Origin of the sequence: Runella sp. MFBS21, assembly GCF_029433105.1 — a bacterium.
Taxonomy (GTDB): domain Bacteria; phylum Bacteroidota; class Bacteroidia; order Cytophagales; family Spirosomataceae; genus Runella.
On sequence record NZ_JARNTW010000003.1, the window covers coordinates 1 to 25022 of the forward strand.

General features: G+C 43.2%; 16 protein-coding genes. 6 read left to right on the forward strand and 10 right to left on the reverse strand.

Annotated elements, in window-relative coordinates:
• The first annotated feature begins 189 nt into the window (after positions 1-189).
• Positions 190-1038 carry an alpha/beta hydrolase gene (locus P1X15_RS07385; protein ID WP_277337508.1) on the forward strand — a complete coding sequence of 283 codons (849 nt, stop codon included), beginning with the start codon at positions 190-192 and terminating at the stop codon, positions 1036-1038.
• Between the two features lies 1 nt (position 1039).
• Here the strand turns inward: P1X15_RS07385 and P1X15_RS07390 are convergent, their stop codons facing one another.
• Entirely contained in the window at positions 1040-3274 is a 2235-nt protein-coding gene (locus tag P1X15_RS07390) for a gliding motility-associated C-terminal domain-containing protein (RefSeq protein ID WP_277337509.1), read from the reverse strand.
• Positions 3275-3425: 151 nt separating this feature from the next.
• On the opposite strand from P1X15_RS07390, the gene rlmD reads away from it, so the two are divergent.
• Together rlmD and P1X15_RS07400 are read left to right on the forward strand one after the other, a co-directional pair.
• Entirely contained in the window at positions 3426-4838 is a 1413-nt protein-coding gene (rlmD, locus tag P1X15_RS07395) for a 23S rRNA (uracil(1939)-C(5))-methyltransferase RlmD (RefSeq protein WP_277337510.1), read from the forward strand.
• A gap of 26 nt (positions 4839-4864) precedes the next feature.
• Positions 4865-4990 (forward strand): hypothetical protein, encoded by a 126-nt coding sequence (locus P1X15_RS07400; protein ID WP_277337511.1) that lies wholly within the window; start codon positions 4865-4867, stop codon positions 4988-4990.
• 46 nt (positions 4991-5036) lie between these two features.
• Here the strand turns inward: P1X15_RS07400 and P1X15_RS07405 are convergent, their stop codons facing one another.
• From P1X15_RS07405 to P1X15_RS07435, 7 genes are all read right to left on the reverse strand, one after another.
• Complete coding sequence (locus P1X15_RS07405) at positions 5037-7520, reverse strand: hypothetical protein (RefSeq protein WP_277337512.1); 2484 nt, start codon at positions 7518-7520, stop codon at positions 5037-5039.
• Positions 7521-7532: 12 nt separating this feature from the next.
• A complete protein-coding gene (locus P1X15_RS07410; protein ID WP_277337513.1) occupies positions 7533-8984 on the reverse strand; it encodes a hypothetical protein in 1452 nt (483 codons plus the stop codon).
• 80 nt (positions 8985-9064) lie between these two features.
• Positions 9065-10777, reverse strand: coding sequence for a RagB/SusD family nutrient uptake outer membrane protein (locus tag P1X15_RS07415; RefSeq protein ID WP_277337514.1), 1713 nt, complete (start codon positions 10775-10777; stop codon positions 9065-9067).
• 19 nt (positions 10778-10796) lie between these two features.
• Complete coding sequence (locus P1X15_RS07420; RefSeq protein WP_277337515.1) at positions 10797-14252, reverse strand: TonB-dependent receptor; 3456 nt, start codon at positions 14250-14252, stop codon at positions 10797-10799.
• A 114-nt stretch (positions 14253-14366) separates the two neighbouring features.
• Positions 14367-15377, reverse strand: coding sequence for a FecR family protein (locus P1X15_RS07425; RefSeq protein ID WP_277337516.1), 1011 nt, complete (start codon positions 15375-15377; stop codon positions 14367-14369).
• A 23-nt stretch (positions 15378-15400) separates the two neighbouring features.
• Positions 15401-15958: an RNA polymerase sigma factor gene (locus tag P1X15_RS07430; RefSeq protein WP_028668139.1), complete on the reverse strand. Its 558-nt coding sequence runs from the start codon at positions 15956-15958 to the stop codon at positions 15401-15403.
• Between the two features lie 238 nt (positions 15959-16196).
• Positions 16197-17705: a family 16 glycosylhydrolase gene (locus P1X15_RS07435; protein WP_277337517.1), complete on the reverse strand. Its 1509-nt coding sequence runs from the start codon at positions 17703-17705 to the stop codon at positions 16197-16199.
• Positions 17706-18062: 357 nt separating this feature from the next.
• Here P1X15_RS07435 and P1X15_RS07440 point away from each other — a divergent pair, with 357 nt between their 5' ends.
• The 3 genes from P1X15_RS07440 to P1X15_RS07450 all read left to right on the forward strand — a co-directional run bounded on the left by P1X15_RS07440 (position 18063) and on the right by P1X15_RS07450 (position 23166).
• Complete coding sequence (locus P1X15_RS07440; protein ID WP_277337518.1) at positions 18063-19859, forward strand: FAD-dependent oxidoreductase; 1797 nt, start codon at positions 18063-18065, stop codon at positions 19857-19859.
• Between the two features lie 52 nt (positions 19860-19911).
• A complete protein-coding gene (locus P1X15_RS07445; protein ID WP_277337519.1) occupies positions 19912-21735 on the forward strand; it encodes a 2-oxoacid:acceptor oxidoreductase subunit alpha in 1824 nt (607 codons plus the stop codon).
• Between the two features lie 378 nt (positions 21736-22113).
• Entirely contained in the window at positions 22114-23166 is a 1053-nt protein-coding gene (locus tag P1X15_RS07450; protein WP_277337520.1) for a 2-oxoacid:ferredoxin oxidoreductase subunit beta, read from the forward strand.
• A gap of 52 nt (positions 23167-23218) precedes the next feature.
• Here the strand turns inward: P1X15_RS07450 and P1X15_RS07455 are convergent, their stop codons facing one another.
• On the reverse strand, positions 23219-23695 hold the full coding sequence (locus P1X15_RS07455) for a hypothetical protein (protein WP_277337521.1): 477 nt from the start codon (positions 23693-23695) through the stop codon (positions 23219-23221).
• Positions 23696-23758: 63 nt separating this feature from the next.
• Positions 23759-25021, reverse strand: coding sequence for an alkaline phosphatase family protein (locus tag P1X15_RS07460; protein ID WP_277337522.1), 1263 nt, complete (start codon positions 25019-25021; stop codon positions 23759-23761).
• Position 25022 lies beyond the last annotated feature (1 nt).

Here is a 25022-nt window from a genome sequence, read left to right on the forward strand (position 1 = left end):
GAATGGATAAGAAGACTACCATAGATTGGCAGTTCTCATGCGAGTCTGCCAGAAATACGCTCAATCGGCACTATTCGCACGTTAATCCAAATAATATAAAATATAAAAAAACTAATTAAACAAGGTACTAAGTTTGTATTGCTATTTTTTAGCTTTTCTATAATATTGCCCTTGAAATTGCATAAATCTATGAGCATTGTAAAGTATCTAATGGGCAGCTGGCTACTATGGGGACTGATGAGCTGCCATTTGAATGATGTTACGCCCTCTACTATTGATGAAGAAATTACTGACTACCAAGGTGATTTCAATCAATCCTATGGCTCCGACCCAAGCCAACGATACGATATTTATTATCCTTATAGCACCAATCAACAACCTTCTGAAGTTTTGATATTGCTCCATGGTGGGGCTTGGGGAGCAGGCGACAAATCTTTTTTACTCCCAACGGTCAGGGCTTTGATGGCGCAGAAAAAAAACCTGACAATCGTTAATGCCAACTACCGACTCACCTCTTCCAAGGGAATCCGTTTGGAGCAGCAGCTCAACGATATAAAACTGCTTATAAACCATTTACACCAAAAAGCAACCAATTTTAATATTACGACAGGCGCTTTTGCAATTGGTGGAGTAAGTGCTGGTGGGCATTTAGCCTTAGAATACGCCTATGCGAGAGATACAACACGCCAAATCAAAGGCGTTGTTGGGATTGTGGCTCCTACTGATTTGTCTTCAGAGCCCCTACGTCAAACAGGGCTTGATTTATCAATTCAACAATTATTGGGAACTACATTTGAGCAAAATCCAGACGCCTACTACAAAGCGAGTCCTTTTTATGCGGCTAAAAGCACCGCGCCTACCACTTTGCTTTTTTACGGTGGCAAAGATGCGGTCGTACCCAGAGAGCAAGGCGAACTTCTAAAGTTCAAACTGACTGCTATGGGAGTCAAACACAGATACTATTTCTATCCCGACGAAACCCACGATTTCACCGCCGAGCTGCTCGCTGATAAAATTATCGCCCTTTTTGCGATGTAATTTATTTAACTACGGTCAGTGTGCCTTTAATGGTTTTATCGGTGAATCTTAATCCATAAAAATACGTCCCTGTAGTTACTCCGTCAGCACACCATTTGAATTTTTTATCGGTAGACGAAAACACCAGCTTACCCCAGCGATTGTAGATATCTACTTGCAAAAATTGGGGTCCACAAGCTACATCCGAAATACCGTCAACGGTAAAACAGTCATTTTTACCATCGTTGTTGGGAGTAATTACATTAGGAATCTTGGATTCTACAATTTGTATATCGGGAATATTGGCCATGCGTAGTGTAACGGCCATAGTATCGGTTTTGACGGGTCCACAACTATTGTCTTCACAAATAAAATTAATGACGAGGTCTTTGCCCGCTAAATCCGCAAATTGGCTGCAAGTAAGCGTCCAATCAAAGCGTGATGTCAAGCGAGGTAAGCCATTTTTAGCATCAAATTTTAAGGAATATTGACTCAAGTTAAATCCTTTCCCTTGGGCGTATAGCTTGAGTTGGTCGGCTTTGTCAAGGTCATCCCCATACACTTCAAAACTGATGGTATTGTCTCCTTCGCTGGTCGGATAAGGTACATTGATAAGTTGATTGGCGGGAAGATTGGTCGATACAGATGGTTTATTATTAGCCCGAGCAAAAGCTTGCAATCGCACTGTTACGGTATCTTTTACTTGCCGGTTACAGCCTACATCTGTTACTATAAAATCGACAACATACTCACGGTCAAGGGCATTACAAGGAGGGTTCCAATTAAAAGGTTGAGTAACGGTTCCTTTTCCAGTACCGTTGCTAAACGACATTCCTACCTGATTCAGCTCAAACCCTCTTCCTTTGGCTTCCAATATCAAATCATCGTTATCCTTATCAGCACCTGTGACTTTGAAAGCCAGATTAGTTCCTTGGGGTATACTAGCTCGATTGTTGGCTAAATCTGTAGAAGCTTCGGGGTTATTGTTGGCGTTTCCTTCAATAAACACCCTCAAACTCAGCGTATCCGTACGTGGTTGAGGGCAGCCGTCATCACTCACCACGATAGCTACAACAAGAGGCGTATTGTTTCGACTTTCAAGACATTTTTCGAAGCATATCTGGGCTTTAAGGGTATCTGTGGTAGATTTGGTAGTATAAGTTACGGGATTGACGGTGACACTTTTATCATCAAAATTCACCCCTATCGTTTTGATAGAGAGGCGTTGATTCGCATCACCATCGGTTATCATGATATCCAAGCACTTAGATTGATCGCGTTTGATAGTCAAAAGCTCACCCTTTTTATAAAAGTTTATCTTTCCAGCTTCTCGAAACAATGCCACAGGACTAGCATTTTGGGGACAATCCACCACTTTCAACTGAAACTCTCGCCTCACTGCCCCAATCCGTACTCCTTTGCGGTATTCTTCAATCAGCACCGCAAATACATATAATCCAAGACGCGAGGCCGTGACACCTAGCATTCCCGTTTGGGGATTGATGTACAAAGAGGGGTCTCCAGGAATCATATTTTGATTATTAATCCCTGCCACCCATTCTACCTCAGGGTAAGCACTGCTTCCACGAGCCACTGGCTCAGGATTGCTTGAGCTACTGTAGCCTGCCCAAGGCTTAGTAAGCGAATAAACGAGGCTATCGCCATCGGCATCTTTACCACTAAAATCAAAAGTGAAGGGACGATTGAGACAAATATAATCTCCTTTGAGCTCTTCAAATTTAGGAGAAGAGTTGGTGTAAGGTTGCCCGTTTTGAATCAAAGCCGGAAATTCTGTGTAAAAAGTTTCACCAGTATTTGCAGGATTCTGAATATTGGAAATGACACGATTACGACAACACCTCTCCCAAACAATATAATATCCTCGAGCATCATCAAAATTTTGAGCATTTAATATTACTTCCGACGAATAACGTATTAATAAAGTTTGTAAATCGCCGCTATTGTTACCACATACAGGATTACTGTAACTGATAAGTTTGCGAGTGGTTTTCGGCAATTCGATGCCTCCCATCGCTTGGTTGTCTGATTTTCTAAAAAAGTAAAGGCGAATGGTATTGGTTTCGGCGGCAGCATTGGCATTGGCTTGATCAAAGTAAAGATTAAGCCCTAAATAAAAACGGTTGGTAGAACGGTTGGTGGGATAAAACTCTATTTCCCCTCCTACTATGTGCGAAGCATTACTTATCAAAGGAATCAAAAACAAAATCCATAATACTCCAAGTATAATTTTTTTCATAAGGTTTTAGGGCTAAAGTTCTCGTTGTATTTTTGTCGCTTCACTTATCTTACGCCTCATCTACTTTACGCAACAATCCAGCTTCACGTTGCTTACAGTATGAGAACAAGAGATTGGTTGGGCATGGGATAACGGTATACACAAAATTCGGATGAAAAATTACAAAAAAAATAAACAAGTAGTTGAGAATCTTCTCATAGAAGATTTTGCAGCAGAGGGAAAATGTATCGGACGCCACAATGGCGCGGTGGTTTTTATCGAAGGCAATGCCGCCCCCGGTGACGTAGTAGATGTAGAAATTCTCAATTTTAAAAAGAAGAAATTTTACGAAGCAAAGGTCATTCAAACCCACTCGTATTCAGACAAAAGAGCGGAAGCATTTTGTGATTATTTCGGGACTTGTGGTGGCTGCAAATGGCAGCATATCAAATATGAAGAACAACTTCAATTCAAATGGCAGCAAGTAAGCGATCATTTACACCGTATTGCGAAGGTAGCTCTTCCTCCTATTGAGCCGATTTTACCTTCCGAAAAAACTACTTTTTACCGTAATAAATTAGAGTTTACTTTCTCTAATCTGCGCTGGTTTACGCTTGATGAAATCAATTCGGGAACTGAGCTGGAGCGTAATGCCTTGGGCTTTCATATCCCTAAACGCTTCGACCGCATTCTCGATATTGAAAAATGCTATCTCCAACCCGACCCTTCCAACGAAATCCGTAATCAATTGAGAAATTTTGCCCTCCAAAAGGGATTTCGGTTTTATGACCAAAAAAATAACGTAGGCTTTGTAAGAAACGTAATCTTGCGAACCGCCAATACGGGCGACGTAATGGTAATTGTACAATTTGCCGAACCTAATCAGTCTGATATAGACGCCACAATGGCATTTTTGGCCGAGAATTTTCCACAAATCTCTTCTCTACAATACATCATCAATACCAAAGGAAACGACTCCTATTATGATCAAGAGGTGGTTTTGTACGCTGGCAAACCCTACATTGAGGAGCGTATGGAAGATTTAGTTTTTAGGGTAGGGCCCAAATCATTTTACCAAACCAACTCCGACCAAGCCTACGAATTGTACAAAGTAGCGCGGGAGTTTGCCCAATTGACAGGCCAAGAACACGTATATGACCTTTATACTGGGACGGGGACAATTGCCAATTTTGTGGCCAAACAAGCCAAAGCCGTAGTCGGCGTAGAATACGTTCCTGAAGCGATTGAAGATGCCAAAATCAATTCCGAAATCAACGGCATTCATAATACGAAGTTTTATGCGGGTGATATGAAAAATGTCCTGAATGAAGCATTTATTACCCAAAACGGCCACCCAGATGTCGTGATTACCGACCCGCCACGCGCAGGTATGGATGAGCCTGTAGTGCGTACACTTCTGCGTATGGAACCTACGAAGATTGTATATGTGAGCTGCAATTCGGCCACTCAGGCGCGCGATTTGGCATGGTTAGATGAAAAATACGCCGTGAAGCGTGTGCGTCCAGTAGATATGTTTCCGCATACGCACCACGTCGAAAATGTGGTGATGCTGGAGAAAAAATAAACATAACCCCGGCAACGTTTAGAACGTTGCCGGGGTTGAACGTGGGTTTGGCATGGCTAGATGAAAAATATGCCGTGAAGCGCGTGCGCCCCGTAGATATGTTTCCGCATACGCACCACGTCGAAAATATGGTGGTGCTGGAGAAAAAATAAACTAAACCCCGGCAACGTTCTAAACGTTGCCGGGGTTTAGTTTCCACTACTGATACATCAACCAAGCCGTAGCTTCGCAAGCCTTATTAGCTTTGAAACGAATCCAGCGGGCTTGAAAATCTTTGCCAAAAGTATGCTCAAAGGTTTCACCAGGTTTTACCGTTACTTCTTTGTACGTCATCCAAGGACCATGACCAATCGGCTCTACTTCTATGGTGAAAGTGATTGCGTCGGTAGCTTTATGCGAAAGCTTGAGGCTTTTTTTATCATAAAAACCAATCAAATAAGGATCAGAAGGTGTATTGGCTGTCACTTGGCTATTTTTCCAAGGCCCACCTTGTCCAGTAGGTTTGCCCAATTTCCAAAGATCATCGATAGTTCCTGCCCATACTTTGGCTTTACCATCAGCCGAGGCAATGATATGATTGCTGTTGGGGGTTTGGGCATCCAAACCCGTCAAAACAAACAATCCACGGTAAGAAGCATAATCATGGATAGTCAATGAATGAGAAGCAACAGGTCTCATTTTAGCAAAGCCATCGGCATTTTCGGCGGGAAGTTCATAAAAAGTGCCGTGTACATTCATCAAGTCCCGCTCGGTAGCTACTTCCCGACAAATCCGCAAAGAAGCACTATTTGTCTTAGCCGTGAAAGCGTCGTTTCCTTTGGGTAAACGCCAGCGACGCCCTGCATCATCTACTATCAACACAGAAGCCTCATCTATGGTGACTACGTCTTTGGGAATCGCAAATTCTTTGCGGATAACCTGAGCCGTAGTAGCGTCATCTTTACGGATCAGGTTAAGCGCACTATCCAATTCATAATAGCCGCTTTCGCTAAATTGTCCATTCACAAAATCTCCGGCCAAAACGCCCAATTGACGACGATTTTTTCCCAAACCATACAAAAGCCCCGCTTTATAATTGGTAGTATTGATATTGCTTAGTCCGTCAAATATTTTGTCTTTAGCAGTAGTAAAACGGCTTTCATCCGTGTAATTAAAATTGATAGTAGCCGTGGTAGCTTTGTTGGTTTTTACCCGAATCCACTCCCCTACTTCAGAAGCCGCAAAAGAAACAGAAGCTGCTTGTCCTGCTTTTACGGAAGCTGTTTTTAAAGATTTCCAGCTTCCTTTGCCGTTGGTATCTACTTCAAAAGTAAAAGTCACATCTTCAGCCCCCGCATTGTTTATCCAAGCGATGCGCTGCTTCCAGCCTGCAAACAAAAACGGATCAGAAGCCACATTTGCCTCTACTTTGTCATTGAGCCAAATCGCACCTTGGGCAGTATTAGGACCCAATTGATCAGGCATATTAATAGATGTAAACCAAAGATTTGAATTTGATTGTCCTGGTCCTTCGATATTGCCTTTCGCTTTGCGTTTGTTCAAAAACTCTTTTTGGGCTGAGTCATCACAACCAAATACGAGGCCATTTTGCCAACGAGTGTAGTCGCCGATTACTTTCAAATAAGCCGAACGGGGGCGAATACCAGCGGTATTTTTAGAAGAAAATGTCTGAGGAAAACGCCAAAACATACCGTGCATAGTCATCAAGTAGTCAGGGGCTTGGGCTGTGCCAATATCTCTGATACGTGGCCATTCGGTATTCCACCCATGCGCCCCATCATAGCTATGACTTGCCTTAGGAAGCCTAAAAAATGACCATTTCCCACTATCACGTACCGCTAAAAGTACCGAGCGATGATCCCAGCCTGTAGCCCAAATAGGATCAGTTTCAGGGTTTTTGTTGCCATAAATGCCCCCTGGCCCTGTTACTTCCACAAACTGATTACGACGAACTACCTTCCAATCTTTACCGTTCCATTCGGCCAAAACACCTGCTTCAATGTCAAATTGTTTCAATGCCTGTGGGCCAGATTCACCGTTATTGGAATACACCATTACACCTTGCCCTGAGTACAGCCCCTTTCCATGTGCACCGGGCAAAAGCATGCCGTTGTGATTGTTGGCGACGTCGTTTTCTTTTTTGTTTTTAACGTTTCCGTCTTGGTACAAAAGCTTCGATTCTAAGGTTTTGACATCTACCTCATAAAAACCTTCTTCCATAGTTCCGTAATAAATCTTGGAAGCAGGCGAAAAAAGGTGACGAGCATTGCCAGTATGACGCCCCGGCATCTGAGTATAAGGAATCGTCCTGACATTTCCGTTGCTTCCAATAGCATAAGGGCCAATAAAAAGTTGATTGCTTTCGGCATGAACCATGCGATTGGCAGGCGTCCCGCCGATGCTTTCCGAACGAATGGTTTTGTGCAAATCAGGAGTGATTTCGTAAAGCTTATCCGAAGACCCAAAGGGTAAATGCGGCCCATAGGTAATGACCCAAAGTTTTCCTGCCCAAGGTACTACCGCGCCCGTGCCGCATTCTCCTTCGTTGTTATAATAAGCAAGGTGTGGATAGATGCCGCTGATTTGTTGGTAGGATGATTTGGGCTGGGCTTGGGCCAAGCCACAAGCCAAAACGGCCGTTGCCATTCCTACCGTAAGAGATTTGAAGTCTAATGTGTACATATTAAAGATGAGTTATTTAAAAGTAAAATAAGCGGTCCCAACACAATCTTTATCGGCCACTAATCTTATCCATTTAGGATTAAAGGATTCTGGGAAATCGATACTTTTACTTTCTTTTGGATTGACTGTGATGGTCTGGAATTTTCGATAATTTCCGTCTCCAACGATATCCGCTTCGAGGTCAAATTTGACTGAAATGCTGCTATTGTGCCACAAATTCAGCGATTTGTTGTTGAAGTTAAAAGTAAAAAATGGATCCGAAGGTTGTCCTTTTTTGATTTCCGAATCTAGCCACACACCGCCTTCTCCCTGCAATTTGCCAAAACTCCACAGGTCGTCTGTTTTGCCAAACCATAGACCCGCTTGAGGTTGACCCGCCAAAGGATTGTTGTCGATGCCACTATTAAAACGCATCGGAGTAGCTTGATTTCCCCCTAATACGAGCATTCCACGCCAACTGCAAAAATCAGGAATGATACGAAGGTGGGAAGAAATAGGCTTGATAGCCCAAAGCTGATTGCCGTAAGTGTGGTATCCAATTTCGTAAAACAAACCGTGGCAATCCATCAAGGCGCGTTCGGTCTCTACTTCGCGGATTCGCATCCATTCGGTACAACTCGTTTCGTCAAAAGTACGGCTGCCTTTGGGCAGTCGGTAGCGCTTCCATTCTTTAGTAGAAGGGAAATAGACATTCATCAACACCGAGGCTTTGTCCCAGCCCGTTGCAATCATAGGTTGACCAAAAGAGCCAGCACTCCATACTTCCGTAAAAGCCGTTTTTTCAAGGATTTTCCAAGTGTTTCCGTCCCATTCGGCCAGCCGCCCCGCCGACCAAGAGCCATTGTAGTCTTTTTCGTTGTAGCTATTGTTGGTTACTACCACTCTTCCGTGTTTGGTAAAACCCGACTTAAAATGCGGTTTTGACCCGACAGGTTCGTCCAGTTCTTTCATAAGATTGAAAAGCTGTTTTGTTTCTAAGGTAGTCACATCCGTTTCAAAAAACTCGCCTTCCATCGACAAAAAATAAACCTTTTTGGTGGGTTCTGTCAAGTGGGCCATAGTAGCAGCCAAGCGGTATTTTTTTACTCCTTCAATGAGCCTCACATTGCCGAGCGTATCAACCACATACGGCCCAATAATCAACTGATGCGTAGAAGCATGAATGAAACGATTGGCATACGTCCCTACGATACTCTCGGCTCGTTTTTTCAGCTCCATTTTATCATTGATTTCATACAATCCTGTCCCTGAACCCGTTGGCGTCATGTGGGCTACATAAGTAATAATCCACAATCGATTGGCCCAAGGCATCAGGCCGCCCGTACCTGCCTCAGTACGAGGGCTATGATTGGCAACCATCGCCAAGTTTGGAAAGACTCCACTTACCGAAGGCGCATTTTGGGCGTAAGATTGCAAGGCACAAAACAGCCCCACAACAAAATATTTTAAAAAATTTTGTTTCATTTTCTTAAACGATATGGAGAAGGAATAGATAATTAAAGCGAGCCTGCTAAAAGCAGAGGCAGGCTCGCTAAAAAGCAAAATCAATAGCCGTCGTTTTGCTTCATGTTGGAATTGATTTGAATCTCAGCCGTAGGAATAGGCCATAAATACTGCCGGTCGTTCCAAGTAGTAGGTACTAGATTTTTGATAAGACCCGTTTTTTCCATTTCACTAAAGTCAGGAGTACCGTCTTCATCAATTCTAGGCGTACCCGGAAAAAACCAGAGATTTTTGTCCACCACTTTACTACGTAAATCTACGGGGTCGAGCATGCCATAAATAGGGCGATTGAGGACTTTGCCCGCAATTCGCCAACGCACAATATCCATATAGCGAAGCCCTTCGAAGGCCAACTCCATACGGCGCTCCATGCGCAATTCTCGCCGTAGTTCGGCTTGGTTGGTAGTGGTGATAGCAGGGTAAGATGTAGTAGCCGTAAGCGCCACTTTGTAGGCTCTCGCTCTTACTGAGTTGATAGCATCCAATACTGATTTATCTATTTGATTTTGTTCAATTTTGGCCTCTGCATACATCAACAATACATCGGCATAACGAACGATAATCTGCTCAGGTTCTATCAAACGGCCATTGAGCAACCAAGAATCATCGACTCCTTTTTTCCAAATCAACCCATTGAAAGAAGCAAATTGAGCATTGGCGCGGTTGTCGTTGTTGGTGACTTTGGTATTGGTACTTAGGCGGGTAACTTGCAGTGCATTGGGATGTGGATCATATATAAATCCTAAGTGAGGCTGCCCAAACTCAACAATGGTAGCCGTGCAACGAGGGTCGCGGTTTTTGAAGGGGTTACGTGGTTCATAAAGCGGCGACTTATCAATGGTTTTACCATCGGTACATAGATACGAACAAAACAAATCCCATGAAGGGTTGGCTGCGGCAAAGCCGCCCGAATTACGGCTAATGATATCGGACGTAACTCCTGTAGTTACTTTCAATTCGAGCGAACGAGGCAATGAAAAGATAACCTCTCTTGAATTTTTGGTGCTTTGCAAAAACAAATTGGCATAGTCAGAATGCAAAACGTATTGATTCAAGTCCATGCAAGCTTTGGCGGCGTCGCTAGCTATTGCGTAATCTTTTTCGTAGAGAGCAAAACGCGCTTTCAGAGCCATTGCGACACCTTTGGTAGCACGCTTTACAGCCGAAGCAGCATAACTCGTCGGCAAATTGGCAATAGCATAATCAAAATCTTCGTAGATTTTGGCACTCACCGTTTTCTTATCGGTACGGCCTTTGGTATAGGCATCTTCGATACTGATAACCTCATCACTATACACTACATCGCCAAACTTATTAACCAATTTGGCATATTGACCTGCCCGATGCAGACGAGCTTCAGCTAAGTATACATCCAACTTTGCTTGGTTTACTTTAGCCTTGGTTTCAGCGCTATTCAAAGCCGCAATCGCTCTGTTAGCACGAGCAATGGCCTTATAAGAGTTGCGCCAAAGTGTGGTCGAAAAAGCCCATTGGCTCGTCACTGTGCCAGATTTGATAGGCGTTAGCGTTTGACGATAAAAACCATCATCCGAAAGATAATTGACACCTGTACCGTCTTCGTCCCATTGCCAAAAATCAATGCGATAGAGGTCATTGAGAGCTAGTTGTATTTCGGTTTCGTTGGAATACCACTTTTCAGCCGACGGCTCCGCAAGTGGATAAAGGTCAAGGGAATTTTGGCAGGAAGCTAGCAATAGTAAGCTAAGGGCTGCGATATATATATATTTTTTCATTGCAAATCAAAGGGTTACATTAAAAACCAATCGTAAATCCACCCAATACGGTTGTCACTATCCCAAAACCTTCGGGGTCCCAACCTTTAGGGTATTTGTTGAGGGTAAACACGTCGGTAGCATTGAGATATACCCGAATGTTGTTTGAGAGAATCTTACGCGAAATTCGCTGCGGAATGGTATAGCCTAAGGTGATGTTTTTCAAACGGAAATAACCTCCATTAAACAACCAAAAATCAGACATGGCACGGTTTAGTCCCTTGTTGGTCTCTGTAAATCTTGGGTATTTGGCAGCTAAATTTTGTTCAGTTGTATTGTTAGCACTCCAAGTATTTCCGTCTAAATATACAGGGAATACGCCCCAGTTTTCGGCATTATAATCAGTATAAGGCAATAGCGAGGTGTTTTGGTAACCTATGCCTTGGAAAGTTACTCCCAAATCAAACCCACTATAATCTAGCTTAATATTGCCGCCATACATCCATTGTGGTTGGGAATTACCTAACAATACACGGTCATACTCTGGCGAAATTTTGCCATCAGGTACACCGTTAGGGCCGCTGATGTCGGTGTATTTCATATCACCTACTTTTACGTTGGTGTTGATTTTGGGAGAATTATTGACATCTTCTTGGGTTTGGTAAATTCCTTCTGAACGATAACCGTACCACTCGTCAAATTGACTTCCCAACTTTTTGATACGGTCGCCTAAAAATTCAGTTCCACCCAAATCTCCCATGATAGATTTAAACTGAGACAAGTTGAAAGAAGCCGAGTAACGTAGCTTGCCGATGTTATCGGTCCAACCCAAATCCAAATCAATGCCTTTGGTAGTCATGATTCCCGTATTTTGGTTAGGATTTTCGAATCCTACGAAAATCGGAATCTGTAATGCCAACAACATATCTTTGGTTTGTTTGTAATACACATCGGTGGTGAAGCGCAAACGATTTTTCAAGAAATAAGCATCCAACCCCAAATCGGTAGAGGTGGTTTTTTCCCATGAAATATCCTGAATAGCATACTGCACTTGCGCAGCTGTTTGTTGAGCTACGGCTACGTTGTTTTGGTAAAACAGTGCATTGCTAAAGTTCATGATACCTACCGACGGGTAGTTTCCGATACGTTCGTTGCCAAGATTCCCCCAAGATGCCCGCAGCTTCATAAACGACACCACGTTTTGTCTTTTGAAGAAATCTTCTTCGCTCACTACCCAGCCTGCCGATATCGACGGGAAAGTACCCCAACGGTAGTTGGCATTGAAGCGCGACGAACCGTCGCGGCGTACATTGGCCTGAATCAAGTATTTATCTTTGAAACTATACGTCAAACGTCCAAAATAAGAGCGATAAGCCGTTTCGAAGGCCGACCCAAAGTTGTCTCTAAAAGCAGCGGGGCCTTGGTTGAGATAAGGATAAGTATCAAACAAATATTGGTCGCGCGAAGCCCCCATCGACTCCCCTTTGAAGTAATAGTTTTCGTAACCAAGCAAAGCTGTAAAATCATGATTACCAATGGTTTTTAGGTAATTACCCAAAAACTGCGTGGTAATGCTGTAGTTAGTTGTGCGGTTTTCGTCCAAACGAGTAGTGATACCACCTCCAATCAGCGATACGATGTATTGATTAGGGTCGTTGGCGGCATATACATCTACTTGACGATTGAAGCGTTTTTGAACGTTAAAATCAAAAATAGGTGCAATGATTCCTGAGAACTTCAATCCTTCAATTGGCTTTAAATCAAGGGCTAAACGACCCCCAATTTGATTATAATTGAGGCGATCAGTTCCTCCATATTTAATTTTAGCATACACATTTTCACCCGCTTTGCCGTCGGCAATCCGCCCATCGGCCCAGATAGCAGGATAAATAGGTGATGAAATCAGTATACGTTGTAACGGAGTAGTTGAAGGAGGGTTGTTTCTAGAATCACCACCAATCAGACTCATATCTGTCTGACTATTACTTGCTGTGGGAGACAGTGAGTTGGTTCTCTTAAAGTTAAAATCGACGGTTCCGCCGATGAATTTATTAATAGTAAAATCGTTGTTTGAGCGAACAAAAATCCGATTGTAGTTTTTATTGTCATAGAAGCCACCCACTTTCTCAAAACGAACTGAGGCATTTGATTTTACAAATTTTGAGCCACCCACCACGCTAATACTGTGAGCTTCTCTAGGCGCTATTTTATTGAGGGTCAACGCCATCCAGTCAGTATCGGGATATTTATCAGGGTCTGACAGGTGTTTTTGATTATAGTCTGTCAACAAATCTTGGCTGAAGGTGGGAAAGCGATTGGCACCGTTTCCGGCATCATTCCAACGAAGTTCGTTGACAAGCTCCATATAGCGTTGCGACCGCATATAGTCGGGAAGCTGCGTAGGTGTATCAAAGCCGTTTTCGTAACTATATTGAATAGAAGCTTGGTCGGTTTTGGCGCGCTTGGTCGTAATCAAAATTACCCCTGCTGCTGCTCGCGATCCGTAAATAGAGGCCGAGGCTGCATCTTTCAATACGGTAAGGTTTTCAATATCATTGGGGTTTACTTGGTTAACATCACTCACAGGTACACCATCTACAATCACCAGCGGGTCAGAGCTACCAATCGTCGTAATCCCCCGAATCCGAATCGTGGCGCCGCCCATCGCACCATTGGCACCACTTCGTGACACCATTACGCCCGACATTGCCCCTTGCAGTGCTTGTGCTACCTGCGTTTCTTTGCGCTCCTTAAACATCTCCGCGTTGATGGTGGACACGGCACCCGTGAGGTCTTTTTTTCTTTGAACGCCATAACCTACCACCACCACTTCTTCGAGTGATTTGGTATCGGGCTTGAGCGAAATATTCAGGGAAGTTTGATTGGCGATACTTACTTCTTGACTTAAATATCCCACAAAAGAAAAAACAAGGATGATATTGTCGTCAGGAATCGAAAGGCGGAAGTTTCCATTTCCGTCGGTGTTAGCGCCTCTCTGCGTACCTTTTACCAAAATACTCACTCCAGGCAATCCTACGCCTTTTTCGTCCACAACTGTGCCCGTAATATTTCTATCAACATTTCGGAACAATTCAAGACTTGACGCTTCGCCGTTTGGGAGTACTTCTTTTTCATTTTTTACTTTTTTGAGGAGTATCCGATTTTCTATTACTTCATAAGTGACCTCAATCGGCTTGAGGATTTGGTCCAACACCGTCGAAAGACGGCGATTGTTGAGGCTGACATTGAGGCGTTGGTTAGATTTGATTTTGGTGCTATACACAAACTTAACGTGGGCCTGTTTTTCAATTTCATTGAGAATTTTTGTTAGCTCCATCCCCTCTCCCGATACCGAAATAGGGCGATTAAGTACTTCTTGAGCTTGACTATCGTAAGCCCAAGCAATACTGCTGCACAACACAAACAGGAGCAGTTGTGAAAAAGTAATTTTCATGAGCTTCCACCAGATTTTGGGAATTGGTAACGGTTTTTGCATACATTTACTTGTTTTTTGATTGGACAAATTAGAAAACACTCCCCTCCCACAGATTGGCGTTTGTAGAGGGGTTACTCAATGGCCGAAAATGTTCGCAGCATTTTCGGCTTTTTTTTAGCATCCGTCTCCATTAATGAAGACTACGGTACCGCGTTTTTCGTAGGTAGCATCGATTGACTTACAGATAAGTTCGAGCTGCGTAAACATAGATAACCCGTTGAGGTCGGCCGTGATTTTACAATCCTTGGCGCTAGGATTGGCAATCACAAACTCTACCCCGTACCGTAATGAAAGCGCATCTAGCACCTCTTGCAAACAGGTTTCTTTAAAAACAAAAGGAAGGTTTACTACCTCAGGCGCTACAATAGGAACTGGATTTTCGACAATGCCAGGTACGATATTTTTGGAAACTACATCGTACAAAACTTTTTGATTGGGAGTCAGAATCACCCCATTTTTCTCCGCTTTTTGGTTTGGTTTTTCGGTATAAACTGACACTTTTCCGGTAGTAACGGACACCTCTATGGTATTGGATTTTTCGTGGTGGCTTATCCAAAAGCTAGTCCCTAGCACTTCGGTTGTCAAGTCCCCCGAGTGAACTATAAAGGGCTTCTTTACATCTCGTTTTACTTTGAAGAAGGCCTGTCCTTTGAGATAAACAGTCCGCTTGGTGCGGTTGAAAGTTTTGTCATAAACAATACTGCTATTTTGTTTGAGCAGCACCACCGTGCCATCTTCAAGGCGTACTTCTTGTTCTAGTTCTGTCGTATTTTTTACTTCAATACCTGTGTTTTCTACCTTAACTGGTAGAGAGGGCTCTACTGTGCTTGCCACTTGAGGCGGTGGCTCCAACGAATGCCACCATAGCACTCCTGCTAGTAAACAAGCCGCCGCTCCCGAAACCCACGTCAGAGGCATTTGAATGATATGACCCAAGGGGCGAATTTGGGCATGAATTTGTCGCCATATCCGCTTTTCAAGGTTTTTACGCTGATTTTCGGGTACATTCACAGGATATTGAATGGGTTGGCTTTGAAACCATTCTTCCAAAAAACGCTCTTCTTCCTCGGTCGTTTTTCCTTCCAAGTACCGCTTAGATATATCGTTAAATTCTTGCTGAGTCATTTCTGTATGGGTGTGTTTATAGTCTAGTTGTAAGATTGATAAGACTTCAAGTTTTCTTTTAAAAACTTCAGGGATTTTGTAATATGGTACTCCACGGCTTTTTCGCTAAGATTAAGGCTAGTGGCGATTTCCCTGACCGATTGGTTTTCGAAACGGCTCCGTTTGAAAACCTCCGCGCTTTTTTCGGGCAAAAGATTAAGAATCTTATCTACAGCTTCGGCTAGTTCTACAAAATTGACAATCTCATCGGTCGCATAGTTTTGGTGGATTTCTTGAAATATGAGGTATTCTTGGTACTTACGATAGCTCACTTGCGACTTGATATAATCATACACTTGGTTTTTGATAGCAATGGTAAGATACAAATCCAAATGCCGAATCACGACTTCCGCACGCCGATTCCAGACGTTTAAAAACACCTCCTGCACTAGTTCTTCGGCTTCTTCACGCACGCCTGTTTGATGGTACGCAATACCAAAAAGCTTATACCAATACCTACGGTATATCTCCTCAAAGGCAGAAATTTTCCCTTCTCTCAAAAACTCCACCAAGCGTGCATCATCCCATTGCTTAATACCCATGCGTTTTCGCTATTTACATGTACAGTAGAACAACTACCTCAAATCCCTAAATAATTTTGAAAAATATTTGAATAATATTGTTTTAGAAGAAACAAAACTCATTTGTATAGTATTAGTAAACACAAATAAACAACTAATTTCTAGGAGAATTAGCTAGACAACCTCTTATAAAGAGGTTATAAAAAAGCCACCGGCCGCAAAACCGATGGCTTTTTTTATACCAAAAAGCTACATCATTTTACTGATAAACCCTTACATAATCCACTTCCATTTTGGCAGGAAATACAGTCTCATCAATGCCTTTTGCGCCACCCCAATTGCCCCCTACGGCAATATTGAGCAACAAATAATGCGGCTTATCAAAAGGCCATTCATTCGTTGTTTTATGTTCGTTTGGAATACTTAAATACACCTTACCGTCGAGCAAGAAATCCATTTTTTCGGGAGTCCAGTCGATGGCATAAATGTGAAACTCAGTGTATGGGTTTTTGATAAAAATCTTTTTTGACTTTTGGGTACCCTTCACGTGGTTGTAGGCTTGGGTATGAATCGTCCCCACCAAAGTATCAGGGTCATAGCCTACGTGCTCCATGATGTCGATTTCACCACACTTAGGCCAACCTACCTGCTTGATATCATTGCCAAGCATCCAAATAGCCGGCCAAGTTCCCCGCCCTTTGGGAAGTTTGGCTTTTATCTCAATGCGCCCGTATTTCCATTCGCCTTTGTCGCGCGTGACCAAACGAGCAGAAGTATAGTCTCGATTTTCGTGTTTTTGTTTACGAGCTGTAATAGTCAATATCCCATTTTTCACGACAGCATTGCTCGTATCGGCTTCGGTATAAAACTGTAGTTCATTATTCCCCCAGCCATTACCGCCTACATCATAGCCCCACTTGGCGGCATTGGGCAATCCTGCATAATTAAACTCATCCCCTCCTACCAATTTCCACTTTGTTTTGGCAAAAAGTGCATCATGTTTGAGGGCTTTTTCGGGTTCGTCGGTAGTGATATAGTCTATCCCTCTTGCCAAGAAGTAATCAATAAGCGTAGTATCATTGACCGTCCAAGCATTGGTCGTAATCCCTTCTTGTTGGGCTTTGGTAAGCCATTCTTCATCTTTCTGAAATACACTAAAATGATAATCAGCACCGCCGATATTATCAGCTTTGAGCTGCGCTGCCGAAATATTTCCATTCAAATACTGAAGCTTAGCCTTGGCATCTAGCTCTCTTACTTTTTTCAGAATATCATAATCAAAACTGATATAGACTACCCATTTTTGGACTTTGAGCTTGTGGATGGTTTTTACCACTTTTTCGGCCAAAAGCGCGGCTCGTTCTTTCCCAGCCGGCGAAGGTTTGATTTCGGCCACAAGCATGGTTTTTTTTTGCTTTTTACCTTCTTTCAAATATTCGTCCAAAGTAGGTAGCAATTCGCCATTTTTGAGTGGCTTTTTGCGCAATTCCGCAAAATCGGTCTGCTCAATGTCCATGCCTTCATAATGAGCGTCATGGTTGATGACAAGTACTTCGTCTTTGGTCATTCGGATATCAAACTCCGAGCCTACACAACCAAGCTTAATAGCCTCTCGAAGTGAGGCGAGGGAGTTTTGAGGGGCACCAGTGTGTTTCCATGCTCCTCGATGCGCCACAATTTTGTTGGAATGAAAGGATTGGGTCCAAGCGGTATTGAGGCCCAGCATGCTCCACAAAAGGAAAAGAAAAGAAGTTGTTTGTTTATTCATTGACAAGTATTGTTTTTCAAAAATTAGCTTCGTTACGCAATTGACGTTGTATTGCTTTAAAAGGCACATAGCGGCACTTTTTCCCCCTACAAACTTTCACAAAAGTAATATTCAATTATGTTTATAGTTTTTCCCAAATATTTTCTATCCAAACTATAAAGTAACTTTTAAATAATATCATCTTTGTAATTACAAACAAAATACCTTAATTGCTAGCGAAAGCCACGTGAGTACAATTTACTAATGAATATACCCACAAAATATCTTCTTCTTTGCCAGAGAAATTCTGCCTATCTCTCCCTCAGATGGTAAATGCTCTGACTTATTTGCATTACTAGCTATTCAAATTTTACCTCCTTGAAACCGACAGACATTCAAAATCCCGAGTACTTCCACAAGGTAGTGGATTGTCAGTACGCATGTCCTGCGCATACTCCTGTGCCCGAATACATCCGTCTGATAGCAGCCGAGCGCTACACTGAAGCGTATATGGTAAACTGGGAATCAAACGTATTTCCAGGTGTACTAGGTCGTACTTGCGACCGCCCTTGCGAACCCGCCTGCCGACGTGGCCGCGTAGAAGAAGAGCCGGTGGCTATCTGCCGCCTCAAGCGCGTTGCTGCCGACAACAAAGGCGATGTAAAAAGCATGATGCCCCAAGGCCCTTTTGCGCCCAATGGAAAAAAAATAGCGCTCATTGGTGGAGGCCCTGCTGCGCTCACCGTGGCACGTGATTTAGCACCACTGGGCTATGAGGTTCATCTTTATGACGACCAAACCAAAGGTGGTGGAATGATGCGTAGCCAAATCCCTTCTTTCCGCTTGCCCGACAGCGTGCTTTCGGAAGAAGTAGGCTTTATCCTTGATTTGGGTATTCATACGCATTTCAATACCCGTGTTGAAAGCTTGAAAGACATCCTGAACCAAGGATACGATGCGGTTTTTGTGGGTACAGGAGCCCCTAAAGGTAAAGATTTGGCCGATTTGCCAGGTCGTTGGGACGCCCAAGCCAATATTCACATCGGAATTGAATGGCTTGCCAATGTAGCCTTTGAGCATACTAGCAAAATCGGCAAAAAAGTAATTGTACTAGGTGGTGGAAATACCGCTATGGACTGTTGCCGTACTTCTCGCCGCTTGGGTGGTGAGGAGGTAAAAGTAGTGGTCAGAAGCCCTCGCAAAGAAATGAAAGCTTCGCCGTGGGAAATCGAAGACGCGCTTCATGAAGATATTCCTATTTTAGAAAATCACGTCCCCAAATCGTTTGTATCCGAAAACGGCGTTCTTAAAGGAATGTATTTCGAAAAAGTAGAAGCTATCTACGACAACGGAAAACGGAAACTCGTGCCTACTGGTGAGCCAGATATATTCATAGAAGCGGATGATGTGCTTGTGGCGATTGGTCAAGAAAACTCTTTCCCGTGGATTGAACGTGATTTAGGGCTTGAATTCAACAAATGGGGCTTACCCGTTTTGGATGAAAAAACCTTCCAATCTACCCTTTCTAAGGTATTTTTTGGAGGAGATGCTGCTTTAGGCCCCAAAAACGTTATTACAGCCGTGGCCCAAGGTCATCAAGCTGCGGTATCGATTGATTTGTATTGCAACCAACAATCCCTCTACGAACGTCCTTCGCCGTATACCAACCTGATTAGTCAAAAGATGGGTATCCATGAGTGGATTTATGACAGCGATGTCACGACTGACATTCGTTATAAAGTACCTCATGCCGACAAAAGCCTAACGCTGAAAGACCGTAAAAAAGAGGTTGAGCTAGGTTTTAGTCAAGATACGGGTTTTAAAGAAGCCCAACGCTGCCTCAATTGCGATGTACAGACGGTATTTACCGAAGATAAATGTATTGAGTGCGATGCTTGTGCTGACATCTGCCCTACTACTTGTATCACATTTACGGTCAATGGCGAAGAAGACGACCTCCGCTCCCGACTCAATGCCCCCGCTCATAATGTGGAGCAGGATTTGTACGTATCTGATACCTTGAAAACAGGCCGAGTGATGGTCAAAGACGAAAACGTGTGTCTACACTGTGGACTTTGTGCGGAGCGTTGTCCAACTTCGGCTTGGGATATGCAAAAATATTTGTACTCAGTAACAAAAGCTGGCTGCCAAACCAGTGTATTAGAAACCATTTAATCTCTTTGTTTAGAGCATTTTCAACAAAAAAGAGGTTTAACCAAGTCTATCAATGCAACAACTTACCGCAATTAACGACTTAGTAGTACGATTTGCCAATGTCAACGGAACTGGTTCGGCAAGTGCCAACAATATGTTTGCCATGTCTATTTTTAGAATGGGCATCCCTGTTACTGCCAAAAATATTTTCCCTTCCAATATCCAAGGTTTACCTACGTGGTACGAAGTAAGAGTAAGCGAGAAAGGCTACCTTGGTCGCCGCGAAGGAGTGGACTTACTCGTGTGTGTCAATCCTCAAAGCATGAAGCAAGACATAGCTTCTGTGAAATCAGGAGGGTATTTTATTTATGACAACACCAAAAATCTCCACAAAGACTTTATCCGAGAAGATATCAATTATATCGGCATTCCGATGATTGGTATCTGTATGCGCTTGTATCAAGATGCTCGCCAACGTCAATTGTTCAAAAACATGATTTATGTAGGGGCATTGGCAGCTTTGCTTGATATTGAACTCGAAGTGGTAAAGGGAATCATTGCCGACGAATTCAAGAAAAAACCCAAACTCATCGAGCCCAACGTCCAAGCGATGATGGAAGGGGTCAAATATGTGCAAGAAAACTACGAAAGCCCGCTAGGTCTCCGCGTTGAGCGCCGCGACCTTGTAGGAGATAGTATTGTGATCGACGGCAATACCGCTTGTGGATTAGGAGCGGTATATGCCGGTGCCACCGTAGCTGGATGGTATCCTATTACGCCATCTACATCGCTAGTAGAAGCCTTTGCCAAATACGCCAACCGTCTCCGCACCGACCCCGAAACGGGCCTTAAAAAAGTAGCGATTGTACAAGCAGAAGACGAGCTAGCCGCCCTTGGTATGGTATTAGGCGCAAGCTGGAATGGTGCGCGCGCTTTTACGGCAACCAGTGGTCCGGGGGTATCGCTCATGAATGAGTTTTTGGGATTGGCTTATTTTGCCGAAATCCCGGCGGTACTCGTGGATGTGCAACGAGGTGGCCCTTCGACAGGGATGCCTACCCGCACTCAGCAATCAGATTTGCTGTTGGCAGCTTATGCCTCGCATGGCGATACCAAGCATGTTTTGCTGATTCCGAGCACGCCTACCGAGTGTTTTAATTTTATGGCAGATGCCTTCGATTTAGCCGAGCGTCTCCAAACTCCTGTCATCGTAATGACCGACTTGGACTTAGGCATGAACGACCACCTCTCAGCTCCTCTCAAATGGGATGATTCTCGTCGCTACGACCGAGGTAAGGTCTATACTGCACAAGATTTAGATGCGTTAAGCGCGATGGGCAAACAATTTGGTCGCTATCTTGATGTAGACGGAGATGGGATTCCATACCGTACCCTTCCCGCAACTCACCCTACCAAAGGGTCGTTTTTTACGCGTGGTACATCGCACGACGAATACGCTCGCTATACCGAAGATGGGGTTAAAAACGCTGAAGTACTTAATCGTCTGCTCAAGAAATGGGACACTGCCAAAGACATTACGCCTAAGCCAGAGTTTTACCAAACTGCCAACCAAAGTAATATCGGTGTGGTGTTTTTTGGTACTACCACTTACGCCGCCCTCGAAGCACTAGATTTATTAAAACAAGAGGAAGATATAGTAATCGATGCTATGCGGGCAACGGCCTTTCCGTTTCATGAGTCGGTAGAGCAGTTTATCGAAGCTCACGACCAAGTATTTGTGATTGAGCAAAACCGTGATGCACAGTTCCGTACGTTGTTGATTAATGAATTGGAAATCAACCCAAAAAAATTAATCAAAATCCTCAACTATGACGGAATGCCTATTACAGCCGAAGCGATCCGCCGCCAAATTGTGGGCGTCTTGGCTACGGTTTAAGAATGATTTTGGTTGGTTTGCCCTGAAATATTCAAGTCAAACCAACCAAAAATTTGCTTAACGTGAGATAACAATTTTAACTTTTATAACTCAATGACAAAAAAACAAGTAATCAAATACTCACTTCTTTTTGTAGTTTACATTGTTTTATTTGTTTTGATAGTTGTGGGCGACATAGTACCTTCTCGTATTTCAAGGTTTCTGATACCAATCATGTTTGCAATACCAATGATAAGCGTCATCATACTCACAATCACTGCAAAAAACAAATAAGTCAATACTTTTGTATTTAAGATATGGTGAAAGTAGGATGTAAATTCTTCAATATCAAAAATATCCGTAACCTCCCAACCATAATTTAGACATCACACATTTAAAATGACTTACATAAAACCCAAATTCCGTCACCCCGAAATGCCCAAAAATCGCGTGGGATATGCCAAAAGCGATTATGAAGGGGTGATTTCGACCTTGTGCGCTGGCTGCGGCCACGATTCTATCAGCGGTGCTATTGTGCAAGCTTGTTATGAAATGGATATTGAGCCGCACCGAGTTGCTAAGCTATCGGGTATTGGATGCTCGTCCAAAACGCCCAATTATTTCCTCAACAACTCCCACGGCTTCAACTCCGTGCATGGACGGATGCCTTCAGTAGCTACCGGTGCCAACATGGCCAATCGCGACTTGATTTATTTAGGAGTATCGGGCGATGGCGATACTGCTTCGATTGGGATGGGGCAGTTTGTACACGCGATTCGTCGCAATCTCAATATGCTTTATATTGTGATGAACAACGGCTGTTATGGTCTTACCAAAGGCCAAGACTCCGCCACTGCCGATGCGGGCTCCGTCAGCAAAAGTGGGTCTGTCAACCCTTTTGAAGGCATTGATTTGGTCGGAATGGCACTTGAATTGGGCGCAAGTTTTGTAGCAAGAAGCTTCTCTGGCGACAAAACTCAACTCGTACCACTTATCAAAGCCGCCCTCTCTCACAGTGGGTTTGCCCTGATTGATGTACTTTCACCTTGTGTGACATTCAACAATAATCCGGGTTCTACCAAATCTTATGACTATGTACGCGACCATATCGAAGCACTTGCTCAGATTGGTTATGTACCAGAAAAAGAAGAGATTACTGTATCTTACGAAGAAGGAAGTACCGTAGGCGTCGAACTTCATGATGGCTCAGTGGTACACCTTCAAAAGTTAGCCGATGGCTGGGATCCACGCGACCGCCAAGCAGCAATGCGGCGCTTGCAACAGGCCAAAGCCGAAGGTGAAATCTTAACGGGGCTAGTGTATGTCAACCCAGAAAGCAAAGACCTGCACGAAGTAATCAAATCTGACCTTCGTCCTCTCAATAGTCTTAAAGAAGAAGACCTTTGTCCGGGGGCTAATACATTAGAAATGTTAAACGAAGAGTTTAGATAACGTATTATTCCCTACAAAAAAGCCTTCTAATGTACATTAGAAGGCTTTTTTGTTAGTGACACACTCTCACAAATTTACGCTCGTTGATTTCTCCTTCTTTTCCAAACATAATGCTAAGTATCAATTCTCGGGTAGTGAGGCTACGCACTTTAACATTTTTATACCACGTAGCTCCGCCCAAAATTTGCTCATCCAGTTTGACCTCTTTTCCGTCAAAATTATACCGAGTGGCTAGCTGAGCTGGTGAAGAAGGCGCCACTCCATTGCTTCCCGACAACGCATTTCTAACTTTTACTTCCCCATTAGAAGTAAATTCTACAAAATAAGAATCAGCAGCGGCTTTTTTCCAAGTAGTATCTGTAATAGGTGGGCAACAACCTCCCAAATAACGAAACTCCGTCAATGTCCATTTTCCCACGAGTGTGGGCTGATCTGAAACACAGCTTTCAAGGCTCAACAACTCCTCGCTTGAAGATTTGCATTGCATCCCAATCAGGGCAATTAATCCGTATAAAATCAGCTTTTTCATAAATATCAATCTCTAAACTTACTGATATTATGACGCCCGCTCTTTCCAAAAGGTTGGAAACCTCTACTCCACAATCCACTTATTTTGGGTATTGTATTTGCCTTCAAACACAATTTTGTAAAGTTGAGAAGGAAGCTTACTTACATCAATAGATACCCTTTCTTGTTCGACGGGTACTTCGTCCATCAATAAATAAGAATCTCTTTTTCCCTCTTCAAAGTGATTGGTAGTAGTCAACCAAATTTTGACTTTTCCTTCTTTCTCCAACGCTTTCCAAGTCGCCTCTATGGTGTTGCCACTTTTTTTGACATTGGTATTTATCAACGACAACTTCCCCGTAAGTGCAGTACCATCTATTTCAAAGGCTTGCTCCTTGGGAATATTGATTTGTAAGTGCTGTGCCATGGTAGGCATAATATCTACAATAGCGGGCAAAATTTCCACACCTGTTTTTCCCATAAAATAAGAATTCAGCTGAGGCGTATTGGTGATTATCCATGTGCTTCTTTCTCGATCCGACTGCCCACCGTGGTTTTTACCCATAGAAGCATCTCTGCCGTGATCGGTCGTAATAAAAAGTTGCCATTTTTCGCCAAAATTCTTCTCGCGATATTGAATAGCCTTCCACAATCGCCCCATTTGAGCATCCATCATCTCTACAGCCCGAACGAATTGATCGCTATCGCCATACCGATGCCCCATATCATCGGTATACTCCAGATATACCCACGACAAATCGGGGCTTTCTTCTTGAATATAACGAGCTGCTTCATCCACTACTTTTTCATCAATCTTATGAATATATTCTTTCTCAGCATCGTGCGGAAAATGCAGCGTATCAAGTTCGAAGCCATCAAAAAAATAATCTAGCTTAAGATCTCTTGTTTGAGGCAACCTTTCTCCAATAAGCTTGGTACGGTTGTCGAGCCAAGTCGAAAAAACAGCCGTTCTTTTATGAGGATATTGTTCTGCAAAAAAACGAAAAATGGTCCAATAATGATAATTGGGGTCTTTGATTTTATTGTCCCACACATTGTGCTTATTGACCCAAGTGCCCGTCAAGAGGCTGTTATAGCCTACTGCTGAGATAGTGGGCGTTTGCGAATAAGTATTTTTCTTTCCTCCTACATACGCTCTGGTATAGCCTCCTACTTTAGCAATAGCTTGCAAATTGGGTAGTTTTTGTTTTTCAATCACATCCGAGGCAATACCATCTACAATCACAAACAGTACCTTGTTTTTGTCAGTCTGTGCCCAAATTTCTGTATACTTTCCAAGTATTAGGAGTAACGATAAAAAGCTAATTTTATAATTCCAGCATTTCATT